At 37.6% G+C, this 26,563-nt stretch carries 24 protein-coding genes and 1 pseudogene; 11 read left to right on the forward strand and 14 right to left on the reverse strand.

Going from position 1 to position 26,563, the window contains the following annotated elements; translation table 11 throughout:
• Positions 1 to 77 precede the first annotated feature (77 nt).
• From bamD to HYB91_RS05820, 3 genes are read right to left on the reverse strand one after another with little or no spacing between them, the layout of a single operon-like run.
• Entirely contained in the window at positions 78 to 1,637 is a 1,560-nt protein-coding gene (gene bamD / locus HYB91_RS05810; protein WP_002678159.1) for an outer membrane protein assembly factor BamD, read from the reverse strand.
• A complete protein-coding gene (locus HYB91_RS05815) occupies positions 1,634 to 2,050 on the reverse strand; it encodes a hypothetical protein (RefSeq protein ID WP_002678158.1) in 417 nt (138 codons plus the stop codon). Before HYB91_RS05815 ends, bamD begins: the two co-directional genes overlap by 4 nt.
• On the reverse strand, positions 2,031 to 4,973 hold the full coding sequence (locus HYB91_RS05820; RefSeq protein WP_002678156.1) for a chromosome segregation protein SMC: 2,943 nt from the start codon (positions 4,971 to 4,973) through the stop codon (positions 2,031 to 2,033). The genes HYB91_RS05815 and HYB91_RS05820 overlap by 20 nt, the downstream gene beginning before the upstream one ends.
• Before the next feature lie 118 nt (positions 4,974 to 5,091).
• Between HYB91_RS05820 and HYB91_RS05825 the strand changes: the two genes are divergently transcribed.
• Complete coding sequence (locus HYB91_RS05825) at positions 5,092 to 5,712, forward strand: helix-turn-helix domain-containing protein (RefSeq protein WP_002671240.1); 621 nt, start codon at positions 5,092 to 5,094, stop codon at positions 5,710 to 5,712.
• 29 nt (positions 5,713 to 5,741) lie between these two features.
• On the opposite strand, the gene HYB91_RS05830 is transcribed toward HYB91_RS05825, so the two are convergent.
• The 4 genes and pseudogenes from HYB91_RS05830 to HYB91_RS05845 all read right to left on the reverse strand — a co-directional run bounded on the left by HYB91_RS05830 (position 5,742) and on the right by HYB91_RS05845 (position 10,448).
• Positions 5,742 to 6,182: a response regulator gene (locus HYB91_RS05830; RefSeq protein WP_002668975.1), complete on the reverse strand. Its 441-nt coding sequence runs from the start codon at positions 6,180 to 6,182 to the stop codon at positions 5,742 to 5,744.
• Between the two features lie 21 nt (positions 6,183 to 6,203).
• Entirely contained in the window at positions 6,204 to 6,668 is a 465-nt protein-coding gene (locus HYB91_RS05835) for a chemotaxis protein CheX (RefSeq protein WP_002668974.1), read from the reverse strand.
• Between the two features lie 24 nt (positions 6,669 to 6,692).
• Positions 6,693 to 8,027, reverse strand: coding sequence for a CheR family methyltransferase (locus HYB91_RS05840; protein ID WP_002678152.1), 1,335 nt, complete (start codon positions 8,025 to 8,027; stop codon positions 6,693 to 6,695).
• Between the two features lie 16 nt (positions 8,028 to 8,043).
• A pseudogene (locus HYB91_RS05845) lies at positions 8,044 to 10,448 on the reverse strand (chemotaxis protein CheW).
• A gap of 129 nt (positions 10,449 to 10,577) precedes the next feature.
• On the opposite strand from HYB91_RS05845, the gene HYB91_RS05850 reads away from it, so the two are divergent.
• The 3 genes from HYB91_RS05850 to gap all read left to right on the forward strand — a co-directional run bounded on the left by HYB91_RS05850 (position 10,578) and on the right by gap (position 13,703).
• Positions 10,578 to 11,735 carry a hypothetical protein gene (locus tag HYB91_RS05850; RefSeq protein ID WP_002678148.1) on the forward strand — a complete coding sequence of 386 codons (1,158 nt, stop codon included), beginning with the start codon at positions 10,578 to 10,580 and terminating at the stop codon, positions 11,733 to 11,735.
• Positions 11,735 to 12,577 (forward strand): hypothetical protein, encoded by an 843-nt coding sequence (locus HYB91_RS05855; protein WP_002668969.1) that lies wholly within the window; start codon positions 11,735 to 11,737, stop codon positions 12,575 to 12,577. Before HYB91_RS05850 ends, HYB91_RS05855 begins: the two co-directional genes overlap by 1 nt.
• A 76-nt stretch (positions 12,578 to 12,653) precedes the next feature.
• Positions 12,654 to 13,703 (forward strand): type I glyceraldehyde-3-phosphate dehydrogenase, encoded by a 1,050-nt coding sequence (gene gap, locus HYB91_RS05860; protein ID WP_002678146.1) that lies wholly within the window; start codon positions 12,654 to 12,656, stop codon positions 13,701 to 13,703.
• Positions 13,704 to 13,819: 116 nt separating this feature from the next.
• Here the strand turns inward: gap and HYB91_RS05865 are convergent, their stop codons facing one another.
• The 7 genes from HYB91_RS05865 to HYB91_RS05895 all read right to left on the reverse strand — a co-directional run bounded on the left by HYB91_RS05865 (position 13,820) and on the right by HYB91_RS05895 (position 19,609).
• Positions 13,820 to 14,563, reverse strand: coding sequence for a YebC/PmpR family DNA-binding transcriptional regulator (locus HYB91_RS05865; protein ID WP_002668967.1), 744 nt, complete (start codon positions 14,561 to 14,563; stop codon positions 13,820 to 13,822).
• 92 nt (positions 14,564 to 14,655) lie between these two features.
• On the reverse strand, positions 14,656 to 14,970 hold the full coding sequence (locus tag HYB91_RS05870; protein WP_002668966.1) for a winged helix-turn-helix domain-containing protein: 315 nt from the start codon (positions 14,968 to 14,970) through the stop codon (positions 14,656 to 14,658).
• On the reverse strand, positions 14,967 to 15,572 hold the full coding sequence (locus tag HYB91_RS05875; RefSeq protein WP_002678142.1) for a hypothetical protein: 606 nt from the start codon (positions 15,570 to 15,572) through the stop codon (positions 14,967 to 14,969). Before HYB91_RS05875 ends, HYB91_RS05870 begins: the two co-directional genes overlap by 4 nt.
• A gap of 32 nt (positions 15,573 to 15,604) precedes the next feature.
• On the reverse strand, positions 15,605 to 16,111 hold the full coding sequence (locus HYB91_RS05880) for a hypothetical protein (protein ID WP_002671262.1): 507 nt from the start codon (positions 16,109 to 16,111) through the stop codon (positions 15,605 to 15,607).
• Positions 16,112 to 16,278: 167 nt separating this feature from the next.
• Positions 16,279 to 16,503 carry a hypothetical protein gene (locus tag HYB91_RS05885; protein ID WP_002668962.1) on the reverse strand — a complete coding sequence of 75 codons (225 nt, stop codon included), beginning with the start codon at positions 16,501 to 16,503 and terminating at the stop codon, positions 16,279 to 16,281.
• A 109-nt stretch (positions 16,504 to 16,612) separates the two neighbouring features.
• The gene (locus HYB91_RS05890; protein WP_002678140.1) at positions 16,613 to 18,370 is read right to left on the reverse strand and encodes an aminopeptidase P family protein; all 1,758 of its coding nucleotides are present in this window, start codon (positions 18,368 to 18,370) and stop codon (positions 16,613 to 16,615) included.
• Between the two features lie 102 nt (positions 18,371 to 18,472).
• Positions 18,473 to 19,609 (reverse strand): hypothetical protein, encoded by a 1,137-nt coding sequence (locus tag HYB91_RS05895; RefSeq protein WP_002678139.1) that lies wholly within the window; start codon positions 19,607 to 19,609, stop codon positions 18,473 to 18,475.
• A 125-nt stretch (positions 19,610 to 19,734) separates the two neighbouring features.
• On the opposite strand from HYB91_RS05895, the gene HYB91_RS05900 reads away from it, so the two are divergent.
• The 7 genes from HYB91_RS05900 to fliD all read left to right on the forward strand — a co-directional run bounded on the left by HYB91_RS05900 (position 19,735) and on the right by fliD (position 26,558).
• Complete coding sequence (locus HYB91_RS05900; protein WP_002678138.1) at positions 19,735 to 20,154, forward strand: hypothetical protein; 420 nt, start codon at positions 19,735 to 19,737, stop codon at positions 20,152 to 20,154.
• 69 nt (positions 20,155 to 20,223) lie between these two features.
• Entirely contained in the window at positions 20,224 to 21,225 is a 1,002-nt protein-coding gene (locus tag HYB91_RS05905; protein ID WP_002678136.1) for a DHH family phosphoesterase, read from the forward strand.
• Between the two features lie 73 nt (positions 21,226 to 21,298).
• Positions 21,299 to 21,841 carry a hypothetical protein gene (locus HYB91_RS05910; protein ID WP_002668953.1) on the forward strand — a complete coding sequence of 181 codons (543 nt, stop codon included), beginning with the start codon at positions 21,299 to 21,301 and terminating at the stop codon, positions 21,839 to 21,841.
• 141 nt (positions 21,842 to 21,982) lie between these two features.
• Complete coding sequence (locus HYB91_RS05915; protein ID WP_002678135.1) at positions 21,983 to 22,843, forward strand: flagellin N-terminal helical domain-containing protein; 861 nt, start codon at positions 21,983 to 21,985, stop codon at positions 22,841 to 22,843.
• A gap of 280 nt (positions 22,844 to 23,123) precedes the next feature.
• A complete protein-coding gene (locus HYB91_RS05920; protein WP_002668950.1) occupies positions 23,124 to 23,981 on the forward strand; it encodes a flagellin N-terminal helical domain-containing protein in 858 nt (285 codons plus the stop codon).
• Positions 23,982 to 24,183: 202 nt separating this feature from the next.
• A complete protein-coding gene (locus HYB91_RS05925) occupies positions 24,184 to 24,555 on the forward strand; it encodes a flagellar protein FlaG (RefSeq protein WP_002668949.1) in 372 nt (123 codons plus the stop codon).
• Positions 24,556 to 24,599: 44 nt separating this feature from the next.
• Positions 24,600 to 26,558 (forward strand): flagellar filament capping protein FliD, encoded by a 1,959-nt coding sequence (fliD, locus tag HYB91_RS05930; protein ID WP_002678134.1) that lies wholly within the window; start codon positions 24,600 to 24,602, stop codon positions 26,556 to 26,558.
• Positions 26,559 to 26,563: the final 5 nt, after the last annotated feature.

The following is a 26,563-nucleotide window of genomic DNA, read 5'->3' on the forward strand; positions in this document are numbered from 1 at the left end:
CCTAAAGAAGATGTTTAGTCAAGCGGTTTAAAATCGGCTTATAACTTAGCCTTTACAATTACAACCACTAGTAAATCCTATTTTATATCGATATAGAATTTTTTTATGTACCTTATTCTTGCATCCGCTTTATCCCAAAATTTGCTTTCTGGATAGGCTTTAGTCAGGGTTTGATAGGCTTCCAAGGCTTTTTTTATGTTTTTATTCGGTCCGTTTAACTCGTATGCTTGACCGCGTAAAAATAAGGCTTCATCCAAATTTACCGAATAATTTTTAAAAAAATCTTCTGCCGAATTTAGAGCACTTGCTGCATTTCCTTCCGAAATATAGCCCCTTATCATATCCAACAACTCGGAAGCCGATTTAAAATCCTGTCCGGATGTTTTAGACTCTGACTTTTCGGTTACGGTTAAAAGATCGGGAGCATCATAAACCTTAGTATTCTCTCTTTTTTTAACTGAAGACTCCGCTTTTAACGGTGTTCCGGCCGAAACTTCATCCAATGTCTTAGATGAAGATGTATCATTATTAACCTTCCCTTTATCCGTACCATATTTACTTTCATTTTTTAAATCAGGTTTATTTTCCTTCTGAGCGTTTATAGATCCCTTATAGTCAGGTGCTTTAACCGTATTATTAAGCTTTGTTTTTGCTTTTTCAACATGAACGGCAATAGAATCCGAAATAAAGTTATCCGAAAAAACATCAAAATATGAAAAGTTAAGAATATATGAGCCTTCATCTCCAGCTCCAAAATGGAAGATAGAGGTACCGCTTTGAAGTTTTCTTTGTTGATACTTTATACCTTTTTGTGCAGTGGACTCACCTAAATACACCCAACCCTCTCCCGGGTATACAACTTCAAGCCTTTGTCCCGTATAAAGCTTTACCGAACGGGAGGCTTTTTCTTCTTTTGAGTCATCAGGTTCAGTGCTTGGAAATTCCGAAAAAACGCGGGTAGGATCACTACCATCTTTAATTTTTTCCTCGTTCACAATATTCTTATCATTAACACCTGAAACTTCCGGAGCTGAGGGTTTTGTTTCTGCAGCTGTAGGAGCTTTATCGGAACTTATTACGGGTTTTTCTAAAGATTCTTTTTTAATTTCAGGTTTCGTAACCTTATTAGGATCATCGGCCGGCTTTACTATTTGTTTTTTATCAGGCACGCTTATGGTGGCCTGATTAGATGTTGAAGGCGCCGAATCCTGAGGCTTTTTTTCTTCAGGCTTCTTTAAAGGCTCCGGTTCAATTACAGAAGGTAACTTGGAATCCGTATCTTTCGATGAGCCGGCTTCATTATTTGATGAGGCAGGTTCATTTTCATCTTCCGTATCAACTATCAGCTCCAATGCCGGTTTATCGGCAACAGGCTTAGGATCGGAAACGGATTCTACCGATTCGGCTTCAGGTACTTTCATGATTATAATCTTTTCGGAATTCTTAGTATTTTCAGAATCCTTGGAAGTATCAGTATCGGATTCCTTATCGGTTTCAGTTTTGGGCTCATTGACCGCAATATTTTCAGTTTTTTTATCTTCAATTAAAGTTTCGCCTGTATTTTTTTTGGTACTTGCACAGGAATTCAAAAAGATAAAAATCAAAAATAATATTAATATATAACGTATCGATTTCATGGAGCCGCCTCCAGTATTTTATCGGCAATTTTTTTGTTCTGTTTATGCAGTTCCTCCATATCCTTTTCGGCAGGAGGCTCATACCAATAGTCAACCTCTTCTTTTTCCCATATTTTATGCTGTTCCCGCGAAAACTGAATAGGAGGCAGATAAAGCGGTTCATCTATAATTTGCAGTTTATCCGTGTCTACCTTACCGGATTTAAAATCGGAATTTTTAGATGATAAGACAGCTTTTTTTGTTTCGGAATATGATGCATCATCTTTTTTTTGTGAAAATATAATCAAAAGGAGGCTTAACGTTAAGATAAAAATCAAGGCACATACAATTATAATAACCGGCTTTCTGTGATGAGAAAAAGAAACCTGCATGTTTTTAAAAATACCGCTTATTTTACTCTTGAGGTCTATCATTTTCTGAAATTTCCTCCTCATCGTTTACGGTTTTTATCCTTTTAGGCGGATGAGGCGGAATATAAACTCCCTCCTCAGGTTCAACTTCTTCTTCTACAAAGGGCTCATTAACCAAGTCTATAGTTTTTGATTCAAGTTCCGTTTCATTATCCAGCCTTATGGCTATAACCTTTGAAACACCGGATTCTTCCATGGTAACACCCAGCATGGCATTTGCACCCAAAACAGTCTTTTTATTATGAGTAATAACAATGTACTGGCTTACATTTGCGAATTCACGAAGCGTGGTAACAAAGCGGGTAACGTTTTGCTCATCAAGGGCTGCGTCAATTTCGTCAAGAAGACAGAACGGGGAAGGCTTAACCATATAGGTTGCAAATAAAAGAGCTACCGCAGTCATAGATTTTTCTCCGCCCGATAACAGACTGATATTTTCAAGTTTTTTTCCGGGGGGCTGTGCAAAAATTTCTATTCCCGATTCAAGCACATTTTTCGGATCGGTTAAGCGTATTTCAGCCCTTCCTCCTCCAAAAAGCCTTCTAAACATATTATGAAAATTCTTTTTAATCTTATTGTAGGTGTCCAAAAAAAGTTCGGTGGATTCGGCCGTAATCTCGTCTGTAATTCTCTGCAAGTCTGCACGGGCCTTATCAAGATCGCTTATATGTTTAGTTAAAAACTCATACCGCTCTTTAACGCTTTCAAATTCTTCAGGAGCCATAAAGTTTACTCTTCCTAAAGAATCAAGCTTTTGTTTAATTGAAGAAAGACTGTCTCGAAGATCATTTACCGATGAGGTAATAGTAAACATCCTCTCCTCAAATTCCATAAGCTCTCGGGAATGCTTTTCTCTAAAATTTTCTTTTGTGTTACGGATATCGGCTTCAATCCCTGCAAGATCCAAATGGAATTTTTCCAAAAGAGAGTTTGCTTTTGAAAGCTCTGCGTTAAGCTTGTCAACCTTCCCCCTCTTACTGGCAAGGTCGGAGTTTTTTATCGAGATTTCATTTTCAAGTTTTTCAAGCTCGGCACTTATCTTTCTTCCCTCATATTCCAAAGAATTTATCTCGCCTTCAAGTTCCGAAATATCTTCTTCCGTTTGCTTTAATTGTTTTTCTTCGGTAAAAAATTCGTTTTCAAGGTCATGAAGTATTTTTTTCTCTGAAGAAAGCTGACGTTCTAAAAGCTTAACCTGATCTTCGGCATTTTTTGCCTGAGCATCTACCTTGGCTCTGTTTACACGCAAGTCTTCAAGGGTTTTGCGATAGTCGTTTATCTTGACGGAAAGTTCGTTATTTTCTTCTATCAGAGCGGCAATTTTAGTACGGTTATTTTCGATAGATTGCCTGTTTTCCAAGATAGCGGCATCGACGGCTCTTTTTTTGGTAATAATACCTTCCGGGGCCAAAAACTCATCAATAAAACCTGCCGAAGATTTTTTATATTTTTCAAGAGCGTTTTGAATTTCATCGCTTATGGATAAAAGTGAAGAAAAACTTTGAACGGAATCTTCTGCGAATTTTTTTACATCATCTGCAGAGTGATTTTCTATCGAGGCAAAGTCGGAAAATATAGCCTTTTTTCCCGTAATTAAAACCTTTAACCGGTTTAAAGCACCATCCAAGTCTTTTTCGGCTTCCAAGCGATTTGCCGAGGAATAACCTGCCGATCTTAAATTTTTATCAAGTTCGGTAACAATATCTTCGGTTATGGACTTTAATTCAAGCTCCATATCCCCTCTCATATCGTCAAGCCTTTTTATATCGTCTTCAAGCCTTTTTACTTCTTCCTTGTTTGAAGTAATCTTATGGCTTGCCAAGTCTATGTTTTTTTCAAAGTCTTCGGCGTTTTTTTCTATTGCAGAAACCTGTTTTTTAAACTCAAAAACATCGGCATTTTTTTCGGAAATATCGTCTTCAAGGCTTTCAATATTTTCCTTGGTTGAAGAGGTCTTAGCCTCCAGCTGGTTAAGCTTTAGCTTAAGCTCGGAACGGCGTTTATTGTAAATTTGAACCTGCTCCTGCTTACCTTTTTGTTCTATGGCCAGGTTTAGAACCTTTGTTCGGTAAGCATTAAACTTCTCTTCCATTTCATTTACGATATCCATATTTTCCGAAAGGAGCCCGTGAATACCGTCAATTTGCTCCTGTATGGAATCTCTTTTTTCGGAGGCTTCTTTTAAGCTCTGTTTTTTTGCGGCAAGACCGTCTACAAAACTTTTTAAGCGTAAAAGCTGAATATCCCTTTCATGTTCAAAAACGGCATCTTTTAGCTCACGGTATTTGATTGTTTGTTCAGACTGAATTTTTAAGGTATCATAGGATCTTCGGACCTCGGCCAAAGCAGCTTCAATCTGTTTCATATTTTCTTGGGTTTTTTCGAGCTTTCTTTCCGCATCCTGTCTTTTTACCTTAAATTTCGTTATACCGGCAGCTTCTTCAAAAAGATAGCGCCTTTCTTCAGGCTTACTCGAAAGAATCTGGTCGATTTTGCCCTGCTCCATAACGGAATATGCAGCCTTTCCGACACCTGTGTCCCAAAAAAGCTCTCTAATTTCACGCAGCTTTGCCGGCTGGTTATTGATAAAATATTCGCTTTCCCCTGAACGGTAAAGCCGCCTCTTTATAGCTATTTCGCTTAAATCCAAATTCAAGAGGCCCTTTTCATTGCTTATAGTTAAGGTTACTTCTGCAATATTAAGCTGATTTCTCTTTTCGGTACCGTTAAATATAACGTCTTCCATTTTGTCGGCCCGTAAAGTACGGGACGATTGTTCTCCCAATACCCATTTTACTGCATCTACTACATTACTTTTTCCGCAACCGTTAGGTCCCAGGAGGGCTGTTATACCATCCGCAAATTCAATTTTTACTCTATCGGGAAAGGACTTAAATCCGAAAATTTCAAGACTTTTAAGAAACATAACCCGAACATCCTTTTAACATGTACATATAAAAGATTATACAATTTATTTGCTTGTTTGTCATTAGGAATTGAAAAGTTTTTAAGGGATAGGATAATTTTTCCGATAAAAGGGTGTTATGAAAGTGTTGGTTTTTGATAGAAAAATAGAAACTCTCGCCTTTTTGTGTGAAAAGCTGGAAAATCATGGAATTATAACTATTGCTGCAGAAAACGGCAGTAAATTTATATGTAATTATTTGGATCCCGAATTGGATGCCATCATTGTAGCGACAAAAGAATTGGCCCATTATAGTTTGAATGAAGCTCGATTGATAAAAAAGATATACAAGGATATTACAATTTGCACTTATTTTCACGAAGATTGCTATAATATAAAAAATATCAATATAGTGAGCTCTTCCGGAATACCTGAAAACATAAGAGGAAACGAAAAAATCCTCAAAATAATTCTTTCAAAATGTAAAAGAAGGCCGGATCTTAATAAGGACTATATTTACAGCCTGCCTAAAAAATCCGGAATCTTACTAAAGCATTTAATTATAAACAGACAAAAAGGATTAAGCGATGAAGAGATAAGCACAATTTTTTGGGGAGAAAAAATTCCTTCAAAACAAAACAGCATCTATAATCACGTTTACAACCTAAAAAAATCTCTCAAAAAAAGTTTTAGCAATAGATATACTATTTTAAAAGCAAACAAGCGTTACAGACTTATAAAACTAAAAAAAGAGGCTTAAACCATGAGATTTAAGCCTCTTTTATAAGATTAGGAAATACCTAGGACACCGGCGACACGCTCCAAAACTTTTTTGCGGTCAAGCGGCTTTACGATATAGTTTTTGGCTCCAAGTAAAAGAGCTTTTTTTACAAGTTCTTCCTTTCCCAGAGCACTTATCATAACCACCTTGGCATTTTTATCGAATGCCATTATCTGTTCCAAGGCAGTTAAACCGTCCATTTTAGGCATAGTAATATCCATTGTTACGAGGTCAACATTGGGACATAACTCTTTATATTTTTCAACGCCCTCAAATCCGTCAACAGCTGTAGCAACAACTTCATAGCCCTCGCTATTCAATATCTGTCCTATCTGCTTTGTAACAAATATAGAATCATCAACAACCAAAATCTTGTAAGGCGTTCCATCCGGTTTTTTCCCTTCAGGTGCCCTCTCGTTAATATTGGGAAAGTCCTGTTTCGATATCATAATAAAACTCCTTTAACTTTTTTATACTCGGTCACGAATTGCAACGTTGATTTCTACTCTACCTTGCGGAGCCGTCATCGGCACAATTAAAGCTTCGATATCATTATTGGATATCTTCATGTTTTCGCCCGTAAACAGAGCCGGAGGAGTTAAGTCAAACTTAAATCCTAAGTCATGAAGCTTTGTTACAGCCTGCGCCGTAATAAGATTAGCCAATTCCGTAATCGTTGCGCGAGCAAGCTCATCAAATTCTGCCAATTCCTCGTTATTCATTGCAGAGGCAATCTTTAAAGCCGTATCCAAGGTCATATCAAAGATGACTCGGCCCTCAACATCCCCGGCAAGACCTACAATAGCTGCGACGCCCATAACCGGCATACAAGTCGATTTTAGGTACAAGTCGCCGCGTTTTATATCCTCACTTAAAACTTGTGACAGGATATTGTAAGCAGCTTCGCTAAACGGATTAATATACTCTACACGCATTTATTTCTCCTTATCCTTTTATATTTATTCTTTTGTAAAAATTACAATATCACCTGAGCTGTTTCTCAGCCAGCCGTCCTGCTTGGGCATTGCCTCATTATGACCCAGAATTATAAGTCCGGAATCCTTAAGTTTTTCCCTAAATTCTTCTATCAGGGTTCTCTGAACATTTGGGTTCATAAACGATAAAACATCCCTTGCAACAATTATATCTACATCGGGAACGGCATTTTGATGAGTACAATCATGGTACTCAAAAAGAATCATATCTTTTATCTCTTTTGAAAATGTCAAATTTCCGGAAGCAGTCTTTGTAATATGGGGCTCATAAATACCGGAAGCAATATCATCGGGAACCGAAAGCATGGGAGCATTCGAAATAGCCAACAAATCCGAATCATTTGCATAAATCTTTACATGAGCACGAGGATAACGCATTTTTAATAGAACAGCAAGGCTGTATGCTTCATATCCTTGACCGCATCCTATACACCAAACATTAATTACGGAAGAAGCATTCTCCGGAAGCATTTTATAATAGGCATTTATATAGGCCTCGCTCCAAAAGCTCTTTGTAAAAGGTGACAAGAAAGAGGATAAAAATTCTCCGGCATCTTTTTCGGATTGAATTTGTAAGCTTCCTGAAGGACGCATATCCTTCCACTCCAAATACCTTTCCTTGACCCAATCTTCATTAACTGCAGAAATATAGAATTTACCCATAGCAGATAATGTATCGCCTATAAATTTTATATCCAGATTTTCTGAAGATTGGCCGCCTTGAAGCTTTACAGGTTCCTTTACTACACTTGCCGCAACCGGAGCCAAGTCTTCCTTGACTTCTTCTTTTTGACGCGAAGCAAATATCTTATCGACATCAAGAAGAATGTACAGATGACCTCCGTTTTCTACAACACCGTGAATATATTTAATATTTATATCGCCGAAGATAGGATGAGGGGGTTGAATTGTACTGCTGGATACACCCACAACCTTATCAATAAAGTCAACTACAACACCGAAGGTCTGATCTTGAACATTTATGATAACCATACTTTCAGGCTGGTTTTTTTTGCGGGCCGGTACCGGAATATTAAAGAAAATACGTAAATCGATTATCGGAATAATATCACCGCGGAGGTTGTATACTCCCAAAACAAAGGGAGAAGTATTGGGTACATAGGTAAAATTTCCGGCCTTTGCTATTTCCTTAACACGCATAATGTCTATTGCATAATCTTTACCGGCAAGAGAAAATGTTACCATCTTAAAATCTACAACAATCATCTGCTCGTGTAGAGAATCAGTATCTCCGATGCCTACGCCCGTATTTACCTTTAGTTCTTTCATTTCTTCCATAATGTCTTTCCTTAACCTACCAAATTGAAGCCTCGCGGCGCTCCCTAGCCTGCATTTCCTGCTTTAAGCCAAGCTCAAGCAGCTGTGCAACATCTATAATCAACGAAACGGAGCCGTCGCCTAAAATAGAAGCACCGGCAATTCCCGGAGAATTAGTAAACTGATCCTTCAAGGGCTTTATTACAACAGCCTCTTCACCAATCAGACTGTCTACCATAAGACCTACTTTTTTTTCTTCGGTTCCCACAACAACTATATAATTATATCCGTCATCATCGGTTTCTGCCGATGTAATACCGAACAGGCGGTTAAGCCTTAAAAGGCTGTATACCTCATCACGGACATTAAAAACTTCATAATTATCTATGCGGTTAATTTCATCCGGTTTTACCCTGTGACTTTCTATAACCGAAGTAATAGGAATCGAGTAAACTTCGTCCCCTACCCTGATCAAAAGCCCCTGTATAATAGCCAGAGTCAAGGGAAGTTTTATAATAAAACGGGTTCCGACATTGGGTTCGGATTCTACCATAACGGTTCCGTTTAATTTTTCTATATGAGTCTTAACTACATCAAGACCTACACCTCGGCCAGATACGCTCGAAATCGTTTTACTTGTCGAAAAACCGGGAGCAAAAACCAACTGGAAGGCCTCAACATCGGTAAGGCTTTTATTCGGGTGTAAAATTCCTCTTTCAACAGCCTTTTGCTTTACCGCTTCAACATCAATTCCATGACCGTCATCGGCGACTTCAATAACAATCATATTGCCTTCGTTACTGGCTTTAAGAAGAAGGATTCCCTGCTCCGGCTTACCAAGACCTTTTCTTACCTCCGGAGACTCAACACCATGATCAAGAGAGTTCCTTACACAGTGCATTATAGGATCAAGCAAGTCTTCGACAACCGACTTGTCAAGTTCAGTATCTTCACCTTCAATTACAAGTTGAACATTTTTATTTAAGTCTCTTGAAAGGTCTCGAACCACACGAGGGAAGCGGCTGAAAATCTGACTGATGGGAACCATTCGTATTTTCATAACCCCTTCTTGAAGTTCGCCGGAAATACGGCCCAAGTTTTGAGATGAAGACTTAAACTTTGTAACGGCAGCCTTCATTAAAGAGTCAAAATCTCCGAAAACCTCCAAGAGGCTTGAATATTCGTTTAAAACATCCTGTTTTATGGAATTGATATCATAACCCTGCTGAATTTTTTCAAGGTATTCGGGCATCTTATCCAATAGCCTTCTCGTTTTATCCTTGTAAATTGTACTGGAGTTTTGAAACTTATCGTAGAGCTCTGCAAATTCAATAGTGCTTTGATTTAAAGAGGCCTTAGTTATAACGGTCTCACTTACCAAGTTCAAAAGATAATCTATTCTGTTTGCATCTACACGCAATATGGAACCGGATGAATGGCCGCTTCCTTGCGGGCTTGTTTGAGACTGTTTTTTCTCAGGTTTTGAAGGCTGCTCTTTAGATTCTTCAGCAATTTTTTCTTCCGTCTTTTCGGAAACTTTTACCTCAGAAACGCTAGCTTCGGGAGCAGACTGTGCAGGAGCAGCCTTTGCAGGTTTGGGACTTTCAGGAGTTTTATCCTTAATGTCAAGTCTTTCGGCACTTGCAGAAAGAGTAACATCGCCTATAAAGGCTGCCTTTTCCAATATTTTGCTGTCCGATGCTGAAGATAAAAAGTAAATTACCGTTTCATGGAATTCGTCTTCATATAAGGCATCAAAATCGGGAACTGTTTTTAAAACGCTGCCATAATCTTTTAAGGCGGCAAAAACCTGAATACCGCCTACGGAATTCATTAAATTGGATTCATCGAATTTTACTATAACGGCATATAAGTCTTCACCTTTTTGGATTGTCTCTGCCAACTCAAGAATTTCATACTCTGAAAAATAATCTTTGATATCCAAATTTGAAGCCGAAGCCTGAACTTTCGGTGCAGAAACAGGAGAAACTGATGCAGGAATAGAAACCTTAGGTGCCGAAGCCTTACTGCTCTTTTTTTCTGCCTTTGCAGGAATAAATGATCTTAATTGATTTACAATACCGGACACATCATCCGAGTATATGGAACCTGAGGCTCTGGCATCCAACATAAGTTTAATTATATCTATGGATTTTAACAGCAAATCTACGGTTTCTCCGGTTACTTTAACTGAACCGCTTCTAATCTCATCAAGAAGATCTTCCATTGCGTGAGTAAATTTAGACAACTCCAACATCTCTACAGTAGCAGAACGCCCTTTAAAGTATGAGCAGCTCTGAATATCTCATCAATGGAGTTACGATCCTCGGGATTTTGCTCTATAACCAAAACATTGCTTTCAAGTATTTCGACCTGTTGTTCAGCTTCACTGAAAAAATCTTTTAAAAGTTCTTCGTTATTGATATCAAGATAATCACTCATACGTATATTCTATACTATTTGCAATATTAGTCAAGAAGAAAACTGCTTTTTTTTAGTTTTTTTATTTATAAGAGCTTTTTTTTAAACTTAACTAGATTTTTTTTTAAATTTATTGTAAAATATGCAGGTATGAGTATCAAAAGCAAAAAAATAAAATTTTTATTATTCTTCTTTTTAATAAAGACTTCCCTTGTTTTTTCCCAAGGATTTTCGGTCCCTCATTTTGAAAACACCAATACTTTTTACGGCTTAACTACCAAACCATATGTAACCGCCGACTCTCTAATACAGCTCAAACTCAGGATGGAACCGTCTAATAAGTTTTACTTTGATATGAATATCGATGCAAATATTGACAAGCTTATAGATTTTTTTTCTCAGGCTCAAGATCCGAAGTTCGATGGAAATTTCCGCTTTTTAGGAGCATCCCTCAATTTTCCTAAAATACAAAATCGCCCTCTTTCTTTTGCTGTCTTTACCGGCACATATGATACCTTAGGTTCAGACTCCATTTTACAGGAACACCTTAAAGTAAAAATGCCTGATCCCGAATTTAGGCGTTATCATCCCGCTTCGGCTTTCCGTCCGCGCAATTTTGTACAAGGAACCGGATTTGGAATTTATGGAGCCTTTTTTTCCGGTTTTTACCTTGGAACATACCTGACTTGGAATGAAAAATTGGGAGATAATCTTCAAATAAAATCGGATTTTAGAATGGGCGGAGCCTTTGACTTTTTTGCCTTTGATTTTTTTGCCGGAGCCTCTTTTCCAAAAAATGTGATAAAAACAAAAATCAGGTCAGGTCTTGCAATGCTTTTTCAGGCAGATGACAGCTATGACTTTTTTACCGAGGTAGGTATAGCGGAAATAAAAATCGAAAATATTGATGTTAAAGACTTTACTTCAAATTTTTATGCATCATTTGAGGCGAGAATAAAAAAAGATTTGATAAGATCAAACATAGCTTGTTTTGTAGCACCTGTTTTTTTACTTCCCAAAAGCATCAATGATCCCTTATTAAAAGATTCTTTTTTTACCGGTTTAAGCGCTGATGTAGGCCTTGGAAATCTTGAAACAAAAAACATGGAAGGCGGAATCCATCTGATGGGAACGGTAAATCCATTAAAACCTACAATGATAACCCCCTTCTCGTTTTTAATCAGTCCTTTTTATACCATAAGAGCAGACGGCTTTACACTCGATTTTCGTCTACCTGTAAATCCCTTGCTTTACAACGATATATCAAAAATGATAACGGCACAAATATCAATAAAGGCGGTGTATTAATGAAAAAGATACTGGGTATTTTAGTTTTTTTTACATGCGTGAGTATTTTGTTTTCTCTTGATGTTACGGCATCTATAACCGTGGGAAACACACCTTTTAACTCAAATGGTTATACAGGAAAAATACCTGACTTCGGATTTAAGTTGATCTTAAATGAAGATCTTGGTAAAAATGTAAACGGAAAATTAGCTATTGAAAGACATTTAGGCATAGGAAACATAATTTGGGGAAGAATAGCTTATACAACCGATATGATAAATATCGCAATCGGTCCGACGTTAAGTGTATTTAATGCAGGATTTGACAATAAAAATGTAAGCACAATCTTTCAGCCGGGTTTAGGAACATCCTTATCCTTTAAATTACCGATAGGTTTTTTTACATCATTGGATACAAATTTTTCGATTCCATTAGCATCGGTAAAAACTAAAAACGTATATCTTCAAAACGGACACTTTGACTTGGGCTGGAGATTTCCAAACATAATTGCATCCATAAAGTTGAGTCAAAAAAACAAAAGTATTGTTGACAATCCGGACGAAACGCATATTTCAATATCCGATATAGGATTTTATACGGTATCATATTCAAAACCGTCGGGAATAAGAATTCCCTTAAATATAATTTATAGAGTAAATCATTTTCAAAAGACAGGATCACTAAATGAAAAAATAGCCGATATTGTGTTGGAAACAGGAATAAGTCATTCTGCTTCGAGCGATATTGAGTGGTTTGTTAATTTAGGCGCTTCGGTATTTTCTTTTTCTTTAACAAATGCCGGAAGCCGGGTTAAAAAGTTTTTTTTCAATGCTGAAGCCGGTATTGTGTTAAATTTTAACTAAATGGCATGAACTTAAATAAAGTTGACATATGACCTAATATAGGTTAATATAAAAACAATAAAAATAAGGAGTTTTTATGAAAGTAGCTATCAACGGATTCGGAAGAATCGGAAGACTTGTTTTTCAAGCCTTGGTAAATCAAAACTTGCTTGGAAAAGACAAATTCGATGTTGTTGCGGTTGTTGACCTTTCAACGGATGCAAAGTATTTTGCCTATCAACTAAAATACGATTCGGTTCAAGGCAAGATGGACGCCAAAATAGGCACTGACGGAGATGATGTCCTTGTAGTAAACGGCCATAAAATTAAGTGTATATCGGGAAAGGGATTAACTCCCGCACAATTACCGTGGAAGGAACTTGGAATAGATGTTGTAATTGAAAGCACCGGTATTTATACAAATGAAAAGGCCTATGAACACCTTGAAGCCGGAGCAAAAAAGGTTATTATCTCCGCTCCCGGAAAAAGTAAGGATCCTGCAAAGCCAATTAAAACATTTGTTATGGGCGTAAACGAAAACGAGTATAAGGCATCAGAGCATCATGTAGTTTCAAATGCAAGCTGTACTACAAACTGCCTGGCTCCTGTTGTGCACGTTCTTTTAAAAGAAGGTTTCGGCATTGAAACAGGTCTTATGACAACCATTCATGCCTACACGGCAACTCAAAAAACTGTAGACGGTGTTTCTCTAAAAGACTGGAGAGGCGGACGGGCTGCAGCCGTAAATATTATCCCCTCAACCACAGGCGCTGCAAAAGCTGTAGGAGAAGTTCTTCCTACTACAAAAGGAAAACTGACAGGTATGTCCTTTAGGGTTCCTACCCCCACAGGCTCCGTTGTGGACTTAACAATCCGCACAGAAAAAAATACCTCTATCGAAGAAATTGATAAGGCAATAAAAAAAGCCTCGGAAAGCTATCTAAAAGGTGTTTTAGCCTATTGTGATGAAGAAATAGTTTCTACCGATATTATTCACGATCCTCATTCTTCAATCTATGACAGCAAGGCAACTTTACAAAACAACCTTCCAGGTGAAAAGAGATTCTTTAAACTTGTTTCATGGTATGATAATGAGTGGGGTTATTCCAATAGAGTAATCGATTTGCTTAAATTTATAACAAAGTAAAATTTGATTAAGAATAAAAAAGCCCTTGCAGTTTTTGATTAAGCTGCAAGGGCTTTTTTTATAGCCAAACCTTTAAAAACTTAAGTTTCTAGAGGCTGCCAAAGCATTTTCGAACATTATTCCGGCATCTCAAAACCTTCAGGGATTTCGATATTTGAGGAAACGGTCTGAACATCATCATCTTCTTCCAATTTATCGATCATCTTTAAGGCTTTTTGAGTCGTATCGGCATCCAAGGCTACATAGGTATCGGGAACCATCGATACGGCAGCAGAAACCGATTCAAATCCCTTTTCCTGTAAAGCTTCAAGAACCGAAGCAAAGTCGTTGGGATCGGTTGTTACGGTAATAACACCGTCTTCAGTTGCAATATCTTCGGCTCCTGCCTCAAGAGCAGCTTCCATAATTGCTTCTTCACTGACCACCTCGGCATCATACTCTATAACACCTTTTCGGTTAAACATATAAGCTACGGAACCTGTTGCACCCAAGTTTCCGCCGCTCTTTGTAAAAATATTTCGAACACTGGCTGCTGTTCTGTTTTTGTTGTCCGTTAAAACTTCAACCAAAACGGCAACTCCGCCGGGGCCGTAGCCTTCATACAAAAGCTCCTCATAGTTTACAGCTCCAAGCTCTCCTGTACCCTTCTTAATTGCTCTTTCTATGTTGTCTTTAGGCATGTTTGCAGCACGAGCTTTTAAAACAGCTGTTCTAAGTCTTGGGTTAGTGGCCGGATCTCCGCCTCCCATTTTTGCAGCAATTGAAATTTCTTTGATAAATTTAGTAAACAGCTGACCTCTTTTAGCATCAGCTGCGCCCTTGGCATGTTTAATTGTCGCCCATTTACTATGTCCTGACATGAAAACTCCTTACTCTCTTTCTAAAAAAAATAGATTTTAATATTACACAAAAAGACAAAATATGTCAATGGAGCCTGAGAAAAAAACACTACCTATTCTATAAGGGATGTAAGCTGTTTTATATAATTTTTTACGGCCTTACGCCCCTCATCCGTCACAGAATAAAGGGTAAGGGGCTTGCGGTTTACAAAAAGTTTTTCAACCTTCAAATATCCTGCATTTTCCAGCTTTTTACAGTGTGCGGTTAAATTGCCGTCGGTTGCATTTACCTTTTCCCTTAGCAGGGTAAATTCTATTTTTTCACAGCCGATTAAGACGGACATTACCGCAAGCCTAAGACGAGACGATAGCTGTTCATCAATAAGACGATGATCAAAAGAAGTTTCCGTATTATCGGGTATACTCATTTCGCTTTTACCGTTTTTTTCCGTTTACCTATAACTATAGCAACAGCGGCAGGTAATCCGAGCAATATGAAGGTTGCCACTCCGATTATAAGAGGAGCCGTATATTGTGCGGCAAAAAGACAGACAACTCCACATCCTGCCCAGCACAAAGCTTCAATACATAAAAAAAGGCGCAGTTTTTTTTGTACCATAGCTGCGGTTGCGGCATGACCTATGGCAAGACAAAGGCCGATATTAAAAAAGTTTGTATTAAAATCAAGTTTTCCTAAAATACCCAGTATCATGCCTAAAATAAGGCCGACACCGATACTTCCCCACAAGGCAGCAAGAATCCTGTCGGTAGCCCTTTTAATCTTTATTTTTTGCTTACGCTTCATAAAAAGAGCTAAAAACAATTGACATGCCGTCATTATAAAAAGCCAAAGCAGAGGGATAAACAAACTAAAACCTGACTTCGCCAAAAAATAGGATATAAAAGTGCCTATAGGAATCGTAATTCCGTACAGTAAAAAAGGCACTATCATATCTTCAAGCCCTTCTTGAACATCTTCAGTTAATGCACTTATTAGAGCCAACCTTTCTTTTATCTCTTTATCATTCATAAAAGTTCCCTTACAATACTAAAAAGTTAATGCTATTTTTCACGATACAGCATCGGAAACGTATAACGTAAACCGGTCTTTGCAGTAAAACCGAAGCCTCCGCCGCCCATTTCTATAAAAAAGCTCAAACCAGCCGGGCTTTTTCCCATAAAAAACTCAAAACCGAAAAATCCTTGTCCCGTTACAAGCACCTTGGGCTTATTTTTTTGAACCGGAAAAATTAATATGGGACCTCCTCCTCCGTAAACTCGGATGTTTGCTGTTTGCATCAATGACCCGCCAAGAACAGAAAAATCAAGCACATAATATGGAGTTCTTCGCTGTGAATTAGGAAAAAAACAATCAGCATTTAAGTGTAATGCAAAGGCATTATGAAAAAGCCAAGGAGAAGTAATGGCTAGCGATATACCGAAATCACTTTGCCTGCCGATAAGCCCATACTCTAATGCAAGGCCGGTAACATCACGGTTTTCCTGCTCCGCATGAATAAAGGTAAAAACACTTAAAAACAAACAGATAGAAAGAATATTTTTTTTCATTATGAACCTCCTTAGATTCCTATATGATAATAGCATACCTACTTTATTTTGTAAAGTACTTTATTTTATAAATTTATAATTCTACCCTGTTGTGATTATTTTTATTAAAGGTTTAATCAAAAAAAAAGACCCGATTACATATCGGGTCCTTTTCAAACCATAATCTCTTATGGGCGTCTTGCAGCAACACCTTTTTCAATAAGTGCTATGAACTCATGTTCATACCAATCTTGAGAATAAGGAAAATGCTTTCGGATAATGGGTTTTAATTTAAATTCGATAGCATCTTTACAAGCTTCACAGACGTCATATTCGCGGATATGCCAGTAAGTCATTCCCGTAACAGGATTCACCAGCTCTTTTCTACAAATATCACAGTTTAATGTCTTCATAATAATACTCCTTACTTTGTTTATATCAGTATATAACATTCTATATCATTTTTCATACTTTGTCGAGTAAAAAAATGATTTTTTTCAATTTTAAAGCATTTTTTATAGCTTAAATTGCCTTTGTTCTTTCTTTTAAGAAAATTTTATGATCTTCATCCAAATAAGGTATAAGTCTTTCACAAACTTCTTTATGATACTCATTAAGCCATTTAATATCCTCATCCGAAAGAATTCCTGGTACAATAGGTCTTGTATCAATTGGACAAAGAGTTATTGTTTTAAATTGATAGAATTCTCCGTCTTCGGTGGTTTTAAATTCGGTGGTAACAACTAGACTTTCAATTCGGATTCCATGGCTTCCGGCAACATAAAGGCCGGGCTCATTGGATGTTACCATACCAAGCTTCATAGGAACATCTAAAAAACGGCTTGAAATAGATTGAGGTCCCTCATGAACTGAAAGAACATAACCTACCCCGTGACCCGTACCATGTTTGTAGTCCCTTCCATAAGCCCAAAGATGCTCTCTGGGGATAGTATCTATGGCATGGCCTGTAGTTCCGGCCTTAAACTTGGCCCTGGCAAGAGAAATATGAGACTTTAGAACAAGTGTATAGTCCATTTTCTCTTGTTCTGAAAGTTCTCCAAGCTTAATGGTTCGAGTAATATCGGTTGTACCGTTTAGATACTGACCGCCGCTGTCCAAAAGCAAAAAACTTTTGGCTTCAAGTTTTGCAGAATTGGAAGGTGAAGGAGCATAGTGAATAATAGCTCCGTTCGGTCCGTAACCTGAAATAGTTTCAAAACTTTCTTCCAAAAAATCCTTGCCTTCGGCACGGAATTTTAAGAGCTGTTCGCTTACATCCCATTCGGTAATACCCTTTCCGGCATTTTCTTCTACCCATTTTAGGATTTTTACCATGGCAGCGCCGTCTTTTTCCATAGCATAATCGAAGTTTTTAAGTTCAACTTCATTTTTTATTGCTTTAAGAGTCGAGGTTAAGTTTAAGCCCTTTTCGGTTTTAGCTTTTATTTGGTTGTATAGATAAACATTTGTTCTTGCAGGATCTATGTAAACTTTCCCTGTAAGTTTTGCGGCTTCTGTAAATACGTCTTCATATCCCATCACCGTAATACCTTGTGAAGCAAAGTATGACTTAACATCATCAGTTAATTGCTTCTCCGAAATAAAAATAACGGCTATTGCTTTATCTACCAGCGCATACGCAGTAACTACGGGATTGCATCTTATATCTCTTCCTCGGACATTAAAAAGGTAACAGACGTCCTCCAGGGCTCCGATAACCGTAGAATCTGCCTTTTTTTCGGCAAGCATTGAGCGGACTTCTTGAATCTTTTCTTTTGCCGATTTTCCGGTATATTTTTCATCAAGTATAAAAGCCTTGCTTAAAACTGCCTGAGGACGGTTTTCCCATATTTCGCCTATTAAATCGATATTGGTAACAAATTCTATACCTTCAAGCTCCTTTTTCATGGAATCAAAATTGAACACTGAAACAACCTTACCATCCATTCCGAGTTTTTCACCCGATTTTAAGCCGGATTTTAAAAACTCGTTTATGGTAGGAACACCGGGTTCAAGCATTTTATAAAGTTCAACAACCGAACCTTTAAGCTGTTTTTCAGCCTGTAGAAAATACCGGCCGTCAGTCCATAAAATAGCCTTATCCTTTGTAACAAGGACGGTTCCTGCCGACCCTGTAAAACCTGAGATAAACTCCCGTGTTTTATAGTTTTCAGGTAAATACTCGCTCTGATGGGGATCAGAGGACGGAATTAAATAAGCACTTAAAGAATGCTCTTTCATTTTTTGCCTTAAAGCGGCAACTCTATCATTTACAGTCATATAAAACCATCCTAAAGATTTATTTTATATTGAGTATAATACTATTTATATTTTATGTAAAGCCGTTTACGGTTAGAAAGGGCAAACAATATCAATAATACATTATCGGTTTAAATGATATTGATAAATTCTATAAACTATATCCCTTTTTGCTCCTGTTTTCTCAATATCGGTAATCATAGGAATATTATACTCCCAAATAGTGGAACCTTCGCCTTCCAGATAGCCTTTTTTTATAGCCGCTTGGTAAAGACGGGAATAAATAGCTGCCGAAACACCTTTATTGTGATACTGAGGATCAACAAAGAGAACAAAGGTTCTAAGACGCTTCATTTTACTCTTGTAATAAAGGAATTTAAAGATACCGAACGGGAAAAGTTTTCCTTTAAGGTGTTTTAATACATCGTTATAGTCAGGAAGGGTAACATTAAATCCGATGGGCTTGCCCTCATTGCTCCTTGCAATAAAAATTAGCTCCTCATCTGCAAATGAAATAAGCTGTTTTACAACCATATCTATTTCTTTGCGGGTCATAGGCATAAAGTCTTCCCACTCTTCCGGCTCGGAATTAAGGAGGATTGAATGAATATCGCCGGCCTCACGCTCAACATTATGTTTTAAATCGATATTATCTACATGAAAGCCGTACCGTTTTTCTACCAAGGGAGCTAAGCGGACATAGCGGCTTGCATCTACATCATCAAAACGGGCATGATAGGCATAGCAATCCCAATATTTTTCAAATCCGTACTTGATAAAAAAATCGTTATAATATTTTTTGTTATAGGTATTCATTATATAGGTACGGGTTTCAAAATTGTCGGTTATAAATCCGCGGTTATCTTCCCCTCCCGGAAGAGAAAGAGGCCCTTTAATTCTATCCATACCTTTTTGTAAAAACCATTCTTTTGCCGCATTAAGCATTTTTTCGGCAACAGCATAGTCTTCAATACATTCAAATTGAGAAATATAACCGACCTTCATTTTTTTATAGTCATTCAATTTCTCATCAATACCGTACAAAATACGTCCAACCGTTTTGCCTTCAATCTTAGCAACCATTTTTACGTGAGGACCTACATCACATAAAGAATTATCGGCTCCGGACACGTACTTTTTGTATTCGCTTATAATAGGCGGTACCCATGAGCTATCATTCTTATAAAGCTCAAAAGGTAAAAGAGCAAATTCATTTAATAATTTCGAATTATTAACTTCAAATAAACTAATTTTATCCATTTTTTATTCCTAGGTGAAACAAAATAGCATTTTTTATAAGTCTTTGTCAATATTGTAAGATTTTTACGCCTTTACGCTTGCAAAATTCATAACTTATGTGTATAATGGGGTAACTGGAGGAATATATGAAGAAATCAATATTAAGCTTGGTCTTTTTAGTTCTAATTTTTTCCCTTTTTACGATTGCCCCGGCTTTTTCACAAAAGATTGAGGAGGCGGATGTTTATTATGTAAATGTTCAAATTTTGAAAATATTTACACATTCAGATGGTTATTATATTATTTACCGAAGAGCGGGATTAAAACATGCAGAAGTTTTTATTCCAAAATCTTGGCTTGACCCTAAAGACGGACGAGCTAGGCTGGAATTGGTAAACACCAGAGTTAATCCGTATTTATCTTTTTATCTTAAAGACGGAAAATTTGATCGTATAAAAATAGCTGCTCCCAGAGATTTGGGAAGCCCCATATGGGGTGTATTAAAAGATCCGAATAAATATAACGGCAAATTTGACGGCGTAGAAAGTCTTGAACTAAAATTTTAACATCTAAAACAATCTAAGCTATTTACATCCTCTAAGGTAACCACCTTAGAGGAATTTTATGAGGAGTACATGCATAACAATAGCAGCTCAACAATCGGGAAACCTTTAATTCCCCAAAAATTGCCGGAATTTTTAAATGCGTATGAAAATTTTATAATTGCAGGTCATAAAGAGCCCGATGGGGATTGTATCGGAAGCTGCCTTGCAATGTCTTTCTTTTTGAAGAGAAAAAATAAAAATTGTATTTTAATGTCGGCGGGACCTTTTAAGCGTACCGAAATAAAGGAATATGAACATCTTTTTACGGATAAGCTGAAAATTTCCGATAAAATAAATCCTAAAACTACGGGGCTGATAATCCTTGACTGTTCAAACTTTGACCGCGTAGGTGAAATAGCAGAGCTTATCAGCGGTTTTAATTACATTATAATTGACCATCATGCTACCAATACCGAAAAATCGGATACTTCTCTTATAATGCCGGAAGCCCCTTCTACAACCTATCTAATTCAGTCGATAATTGAAAAAATGGGAGAAAAACTTACAAAAGAAGAAGCCGATGCCCTGTTTTTCGGTCTTTGCACGGATACGGGATTTTTTAGACATTTGGATGCAGGAAGCGCTGAAGTTTTTGCTCACGCATCCCGTCTTATTGAAGCCGGAGCCAATCCAAAACAAACCTTTATGAAAATAAACGGAGGTAAAAAATTTGAATCACGCCTCCTTATTTCCAGAATTCTAAACAGAATGAAGACCTATTATGACGGAAGACTTGTTGTTTCGTATGAAACTTATGATGATTTACTGGAATTCGGCCTTGAAAGCAGAGATTCCGATATATTGTATCAATTGATTCAGTCGATAGAAGGGGTCGAGGCAATCTGTATTGTACGACAAGACTCTCCAAGCCACTGCTCGGTAGGTTTTCGATCCTTGGATAAGATTGATGTAAGCAAGATAGCCGCATCATTTGGAGGCGGAGGTCATAAACAGGCTTCAGGCCTGTACATAGAAGGGAAATTTGATGATTTAATTCCAAGGTTTGTTGAAGCCTTTGGAACTCAAATGTAAGTTTTACATTGTTTTTTTTTTAATAATGTGATAGAATACTTTTTATAATTAAAGTTTTTATGGGAGAATAGTCTTGAATAATGATGAAATTTTGTTTCCACTATTAGAAAAAGGTGATATCAAACGTACAATGGAGCTGGCCTCGAATGAGAACAAAAAACCTTTTGAAATCGTCTCTGAAGGCATGAACATAGTGACGGCGTCTATTTTAGCAGATATACCCTCAGTTTATAAAATGGATTTGATAAGAAAGGTAGGCGCCCTTTTTTCTACTCAAGAGTATTGTGAACTGCTAAATCAAAAAATGTTCACCCTGAAACCTGAAGAACGCGATAAACTAAAAGATCAGGGTATTCTTATAAATAGAGAAACGACCCTTCCCTATTGCCAATGGTTTAATATTTTCGAAATAGCCTTTCCTTGGCTGCCCCTTTCCGTTTTTGAAGATTTTGCGTTATATCTTAGAGACGAAAAAAAACTGATACTTGATAAAGAAACTATTGAAATTGTAAGAGATAATTTTTCAATATCAAAACGATATTCTGAAAGGGAGCTTTCCCGTCTTTTTGATTCAAATGCACTAAAAGATCCGGCAGATATCGATGATGAAGCTTAAAACCTCATTTTTTTTTAATTTTTTTTAAAAAAAGCCTAAAGTTTTAGAAACAGAAAACCGAAGATAGATAATGAGGGTTTTCTATCCTCAAAACAAAGCAAGGATGCTTTGTAAACACATTATTCCAGGGAGGAATATCTTATGATTATCAATCACAACATGAGTGCGATGTTCGCACAGAGAACGCAGGGTGTTACCAATGTACGCATCGGTAAAGACATCGAAAAACTTTCATCCGGTTTACGCATTAACCGTGCAGGCGATGACGCTTCCGGCCTTGCAGTTTCCGAGAAAATGAGAAGCCAGATTCGAGGTTTAAACCAAGCTTCTGCAAACGCTTCAAACGGTATTAACTTTATCCAAGTAGCCGAAGCTTTCTTGCAGGAAACAACCGACATCATGCAGAGAATCCGCGAACTCGCTGTTCAGGCTTCAAACGGTATCTATTCTGCCGAAGACAGAATGCAGATTCAGGTCGAAGTTTCGCAGCTCGTTGCCGAAGTTGACCGTATTGCAAGTTCAGCCCAATTTAACGGTATGAACATGCTTACAGGCCGCTTTGCACGCGAAACCGGTGAAAATGTTGTTACCGGTTCTATGTGGTTCCACATCGGTGCCAACATGGATCAGAGAATGCGCGTCTACATTGGAACAATGTCAGCTGCAGCTCTCGGTATCCGAGATATCGGTGATGAAAAAATCATGACAATCGAAACAGCCGATGCTGCAAATAGGAGCATTGGAACAATCGATGCGGGTCTTAAAAAGATCAACAAGCAAAGAGCTGACCTTGGCGGTTACCAGAACAGAATGGAGTTGACGGTTGTCGGTCTCGATATAGCCTCGGAAAACCTCCAAGCTGCCGAGTCCAGAATCCGTGACGCAGATATGGCAAAACAGATGGTAGAATATACCAAGAACCAAATCTTGTCGAATACCGGTGTTGCAATGCTCGCTCAGGCTAATAACAACAGCCAGCTTGTAATGTCTCTTTTAAGGTAACAAATTTGTAAAATACTCTTGTATTTTTTTGATTATAAGAGTATAATGTGTTAGGCGTCAGGGGAAATTCCCCTGACACTTAAAAGATCTTTGAAAAAATGCCCTTGATGGGCGGCCCTTATGAAGCCCTGTATTACAGTATTATTAGCAGTTTGAATAAAATTGTTAATAATACTGTCTTTATAATTTGTATAAAAGGCGCAAAATTTTATGCAGTTATAAAATACAGGAGTATTTTTCAGCAAAGGATGCTGAACTATAGGACTTCAGGGAGGGTCATATGATTATTAATCACAATATGAGTGCAATGTTTGCACAGAGACAGGGAGGAGTCAACGAACTTCATCTCGCAAAAAACATCGAAAAGCTTTCCAGTGCACAAAGAATCAACCGTGCAGGTGACGATGCTTCAGGTTTAGCCGTATCCGAAAAGATGCGCAGCCAAATCAGAGGTTTAAACCAAGCCGGACAGAATATTCAAAACGGTGTTTCTTTCATTCAAGCAACGGAAGGTTACTTAGGTGAAACGACAGATATAATACAGAGATTAAGAGAGTTGGCTATACAGGCCTCAAACGGTATTTACTCCGCCGAAGACAGGATGCAGATTCAAGTTGAAGTTTCACAGCTTGTTGATGAAGTAGACAGAATCGCAAGCCATGCTCAGTTTAACGGAATGAATATCCTAACAGGCCGTTTTGCTCAAGATTCCGTAACAGGACCTATGCAGCTCCATGTCGGTGCAAATATGGATCAAAGAGAAAAGATCTATATAGGAACAATGACAGCTACAGCACTCGGTATTATAGGAGCACAACAAGGCGGAGAAGACAAGATGATTTCAATGTCTTCAGTAGACGGTGCAAATATGGCATTGGGAGCCCTTGATAATGCTCTTAAGCAGATTAACAAGCAGCGCGCAGACCTAGGTGCATATCAGAATAGGTTTGAAATGGCATATGACGGTATAGCAATTGCTGCCGAAAATATGCAGGCTGCCGAATCAAGAATCCGAGACGCAGACATGGCTAAAGAGATTGTAGACTATACAAAGAACCAGATCTTGATCCAATCAGGAACTGCTATGTTGGCACAAGCCAATGCTCAGCCTCAAGCTGTTGTTAGGCTTCTTCAATAACAAAGCAGATCTTGTAAAGGCCGATACTGAAAGAGATAACCGGATGTCATCTCTTAAAATTAAAGACCTTTAGAATCTTTAGGAAGAAAGAAGATGCGCCCTTCTTCTTCCTTTTTTTTACTGCTAAGAGTTGATGCTTAAAACGTTAAACTATATTTAGATGTCACGGATGATGTCTATTTTAAAGCCAAGGAGGTTTTTTATGAGTATAGAAATAAACGGCATAGGGCACCAAGCAGCATTACAACAAAAACGTGATACAGTGATTAACGGCTCAATGAGAGCTGCATCGGATGTAATAGTACAAAAGGAAGCTGCCGAACAAGCCGAAAATCAAAAAACGCTGGTGGACCCGAATGAAATCTCAAAAGCGGTTGCACAAATCCAAAAGTTATGCGACATGTGTGATCGAAAATTACAATTTAGAGTAAATAAAGAAACAAACCGTATCGTTGTTAAGGTAATAGATGCAAATACCGACAAGGTAATAAGGGAAATACCATCCGAGGCAATACAAAGACTGCAGGCAAGAATACTTGAAACAGTCGGCCTTTTATTCGATGAATCAATATAGTCGGAAATTTCCCTTTTTTAGGTATTAAAAAAATAGGGGTTTAAATGTCCGATTTAAGTATACCGGGAGTCAATAATACATACGAAAAGCTCGTTGAAGCTTTGATGAAAAAGGAAAGAATTCCTCGCGACAGAGAAGCCGAAAAACTCGAGCGTTTAAAATTGCAGGATGATTCCTGGAGGCAGGTAAATAAATTTTCTCTTGAAGTACGAAATGCCGCCAGAGACCTATATTCTTTTAATAATCCCTTTGTAGAAAAAATAGCAGAATCCTCAAATGAAAGATCCTTTACCGCAACAGCTTCAAGAGGAGCTAAGGATCAAAATGTAAAACTTAGTATAGTTCAAGTTGCAGAATCCGATAAATTTTTAAGTACTGAAATCAATAACGACCTTCAAATAAAAAAAGGAATATATACTTTTAAGGTAGGAGAAAAAACCATATCCGTAAACTGGAAGGGCGGAAAATATAAGGGTTTTATAGACCTTGTAAACTCAAGAGCAAAAGAAATTTTAAATATAAGCGAAATAAAAATAACCCCGGATACGAAGTCCTTACTTTTTTCATCCAACATAACAGGAGCAAAAAACAGATTGGAGTTTGCAGATGATGCCCTACCCTTTGCCATTGAAATGGGACTCATCAAAAAGAATGATACATCTGCCATAAAAACTTCAGTTTCCTCCATTGAAACTAAGCCCGAGACCTCTCAAAAAATAGATTTTTCCGAAACTGTAAGAGCCAAGGGGCAATATGTCATGGAACTTACGGTTTCAATTAAGGAACCGTCAAAAGAAACCGTAAAAAAAGAAGAAACGGGCGAAAAAATTTATGAACAAATAGGCTCAATCGCATACAGAGGCATTGTGATACAAAATGAACCTTCAAACGACGGCCTTGAAAAAACTAAAATGGAACCCAAGGAAACCTCAGGTCCAAAAGTTGATATGAATATTTTAGCCTTAGAATCGACAAGAGGAGTACTTATTCCCCTACCCCCTCTTTCGGAAAATGCCGAAAAACAGACAATTACGATTCCTTTGGCTGAATACGGAGACGTAAAAGCTCTTGCAATAAACAATAATAATTCAGAAAAGGCCGTCTTTATAGAAAATATTAAAATATTTGATCCTAAGGCAGCCGGAGACTATGTTCCCGTAAACCCGGTTTCAACGGCACAGGATGCGATAATCAATTTTGAGGGCATTCAAATTAAAAGAGAAAAAAACGATATCGACGATTTAGTGCCTAACGTAACCATTCATGCCAATGAGTCTTCGGAAAAGCAGGAAAAACTTACCATAAAACCGGATATAGATGCCGTCAAAAATGCGATCATCGAGTTGGTAGCCAAATATAACCGTGTTTTTGCTCAAATAAATATTTTAACACAAAATAAGCCCGAAATCATAGAAGAACTGACCTATCTTTCAGAATCGGAAGTTGAAGATGCTCAAAAAAAATTAGGTTTAATGTATAGCGACTCTACTCTGATGACATTAAAATCCAATTTAAGACAAACAATAAATACCGCCTATAAGCCTGCAGATGATTCCAAAATATTTATGTTGGCTCAACTTGGAATTTCCACAAAATCCGATTCTTCGGGCGGCATAGACATGTCGCGCCTTCGCGGATATCTGGAAATTGACGAAAAAAAGCTTGATGAAGTCTTAAAGAACAATATGGAAGAGGTAAAACTGTTTTTCGGCTTTGATTCCGACGGAGATATTTTAATAGATTCAGGCCTTGCTCATGCAATGTATGAATACATAAACCCGTACACGCAAAGAGGCGGTATCTTCGGCATAAAAACCGATTCTTTAAAACTAAAGATGGATTCTTCCCAAAAAAGAATAGAAAACTACGACAAAAAACTTGCCGAAAAAGAACTGGCGCTTAAAAAGAAATACGGAATAATGGACGGTACCTTAAAAAGTTTACAAAAACAGTCCCAAACGATGGATAATTTTAACAAGCAACTTCAAAATCAAAATAAATAAGGAAT

Source organism: Treponema sp. B152 (assembly GCF_024181665.1).
Lineage (GTDB): Bacteria > Spirochaetota > Spirochaetia > Treponematales > Treponemataceae > Treponema_B > Treponema_B denticola.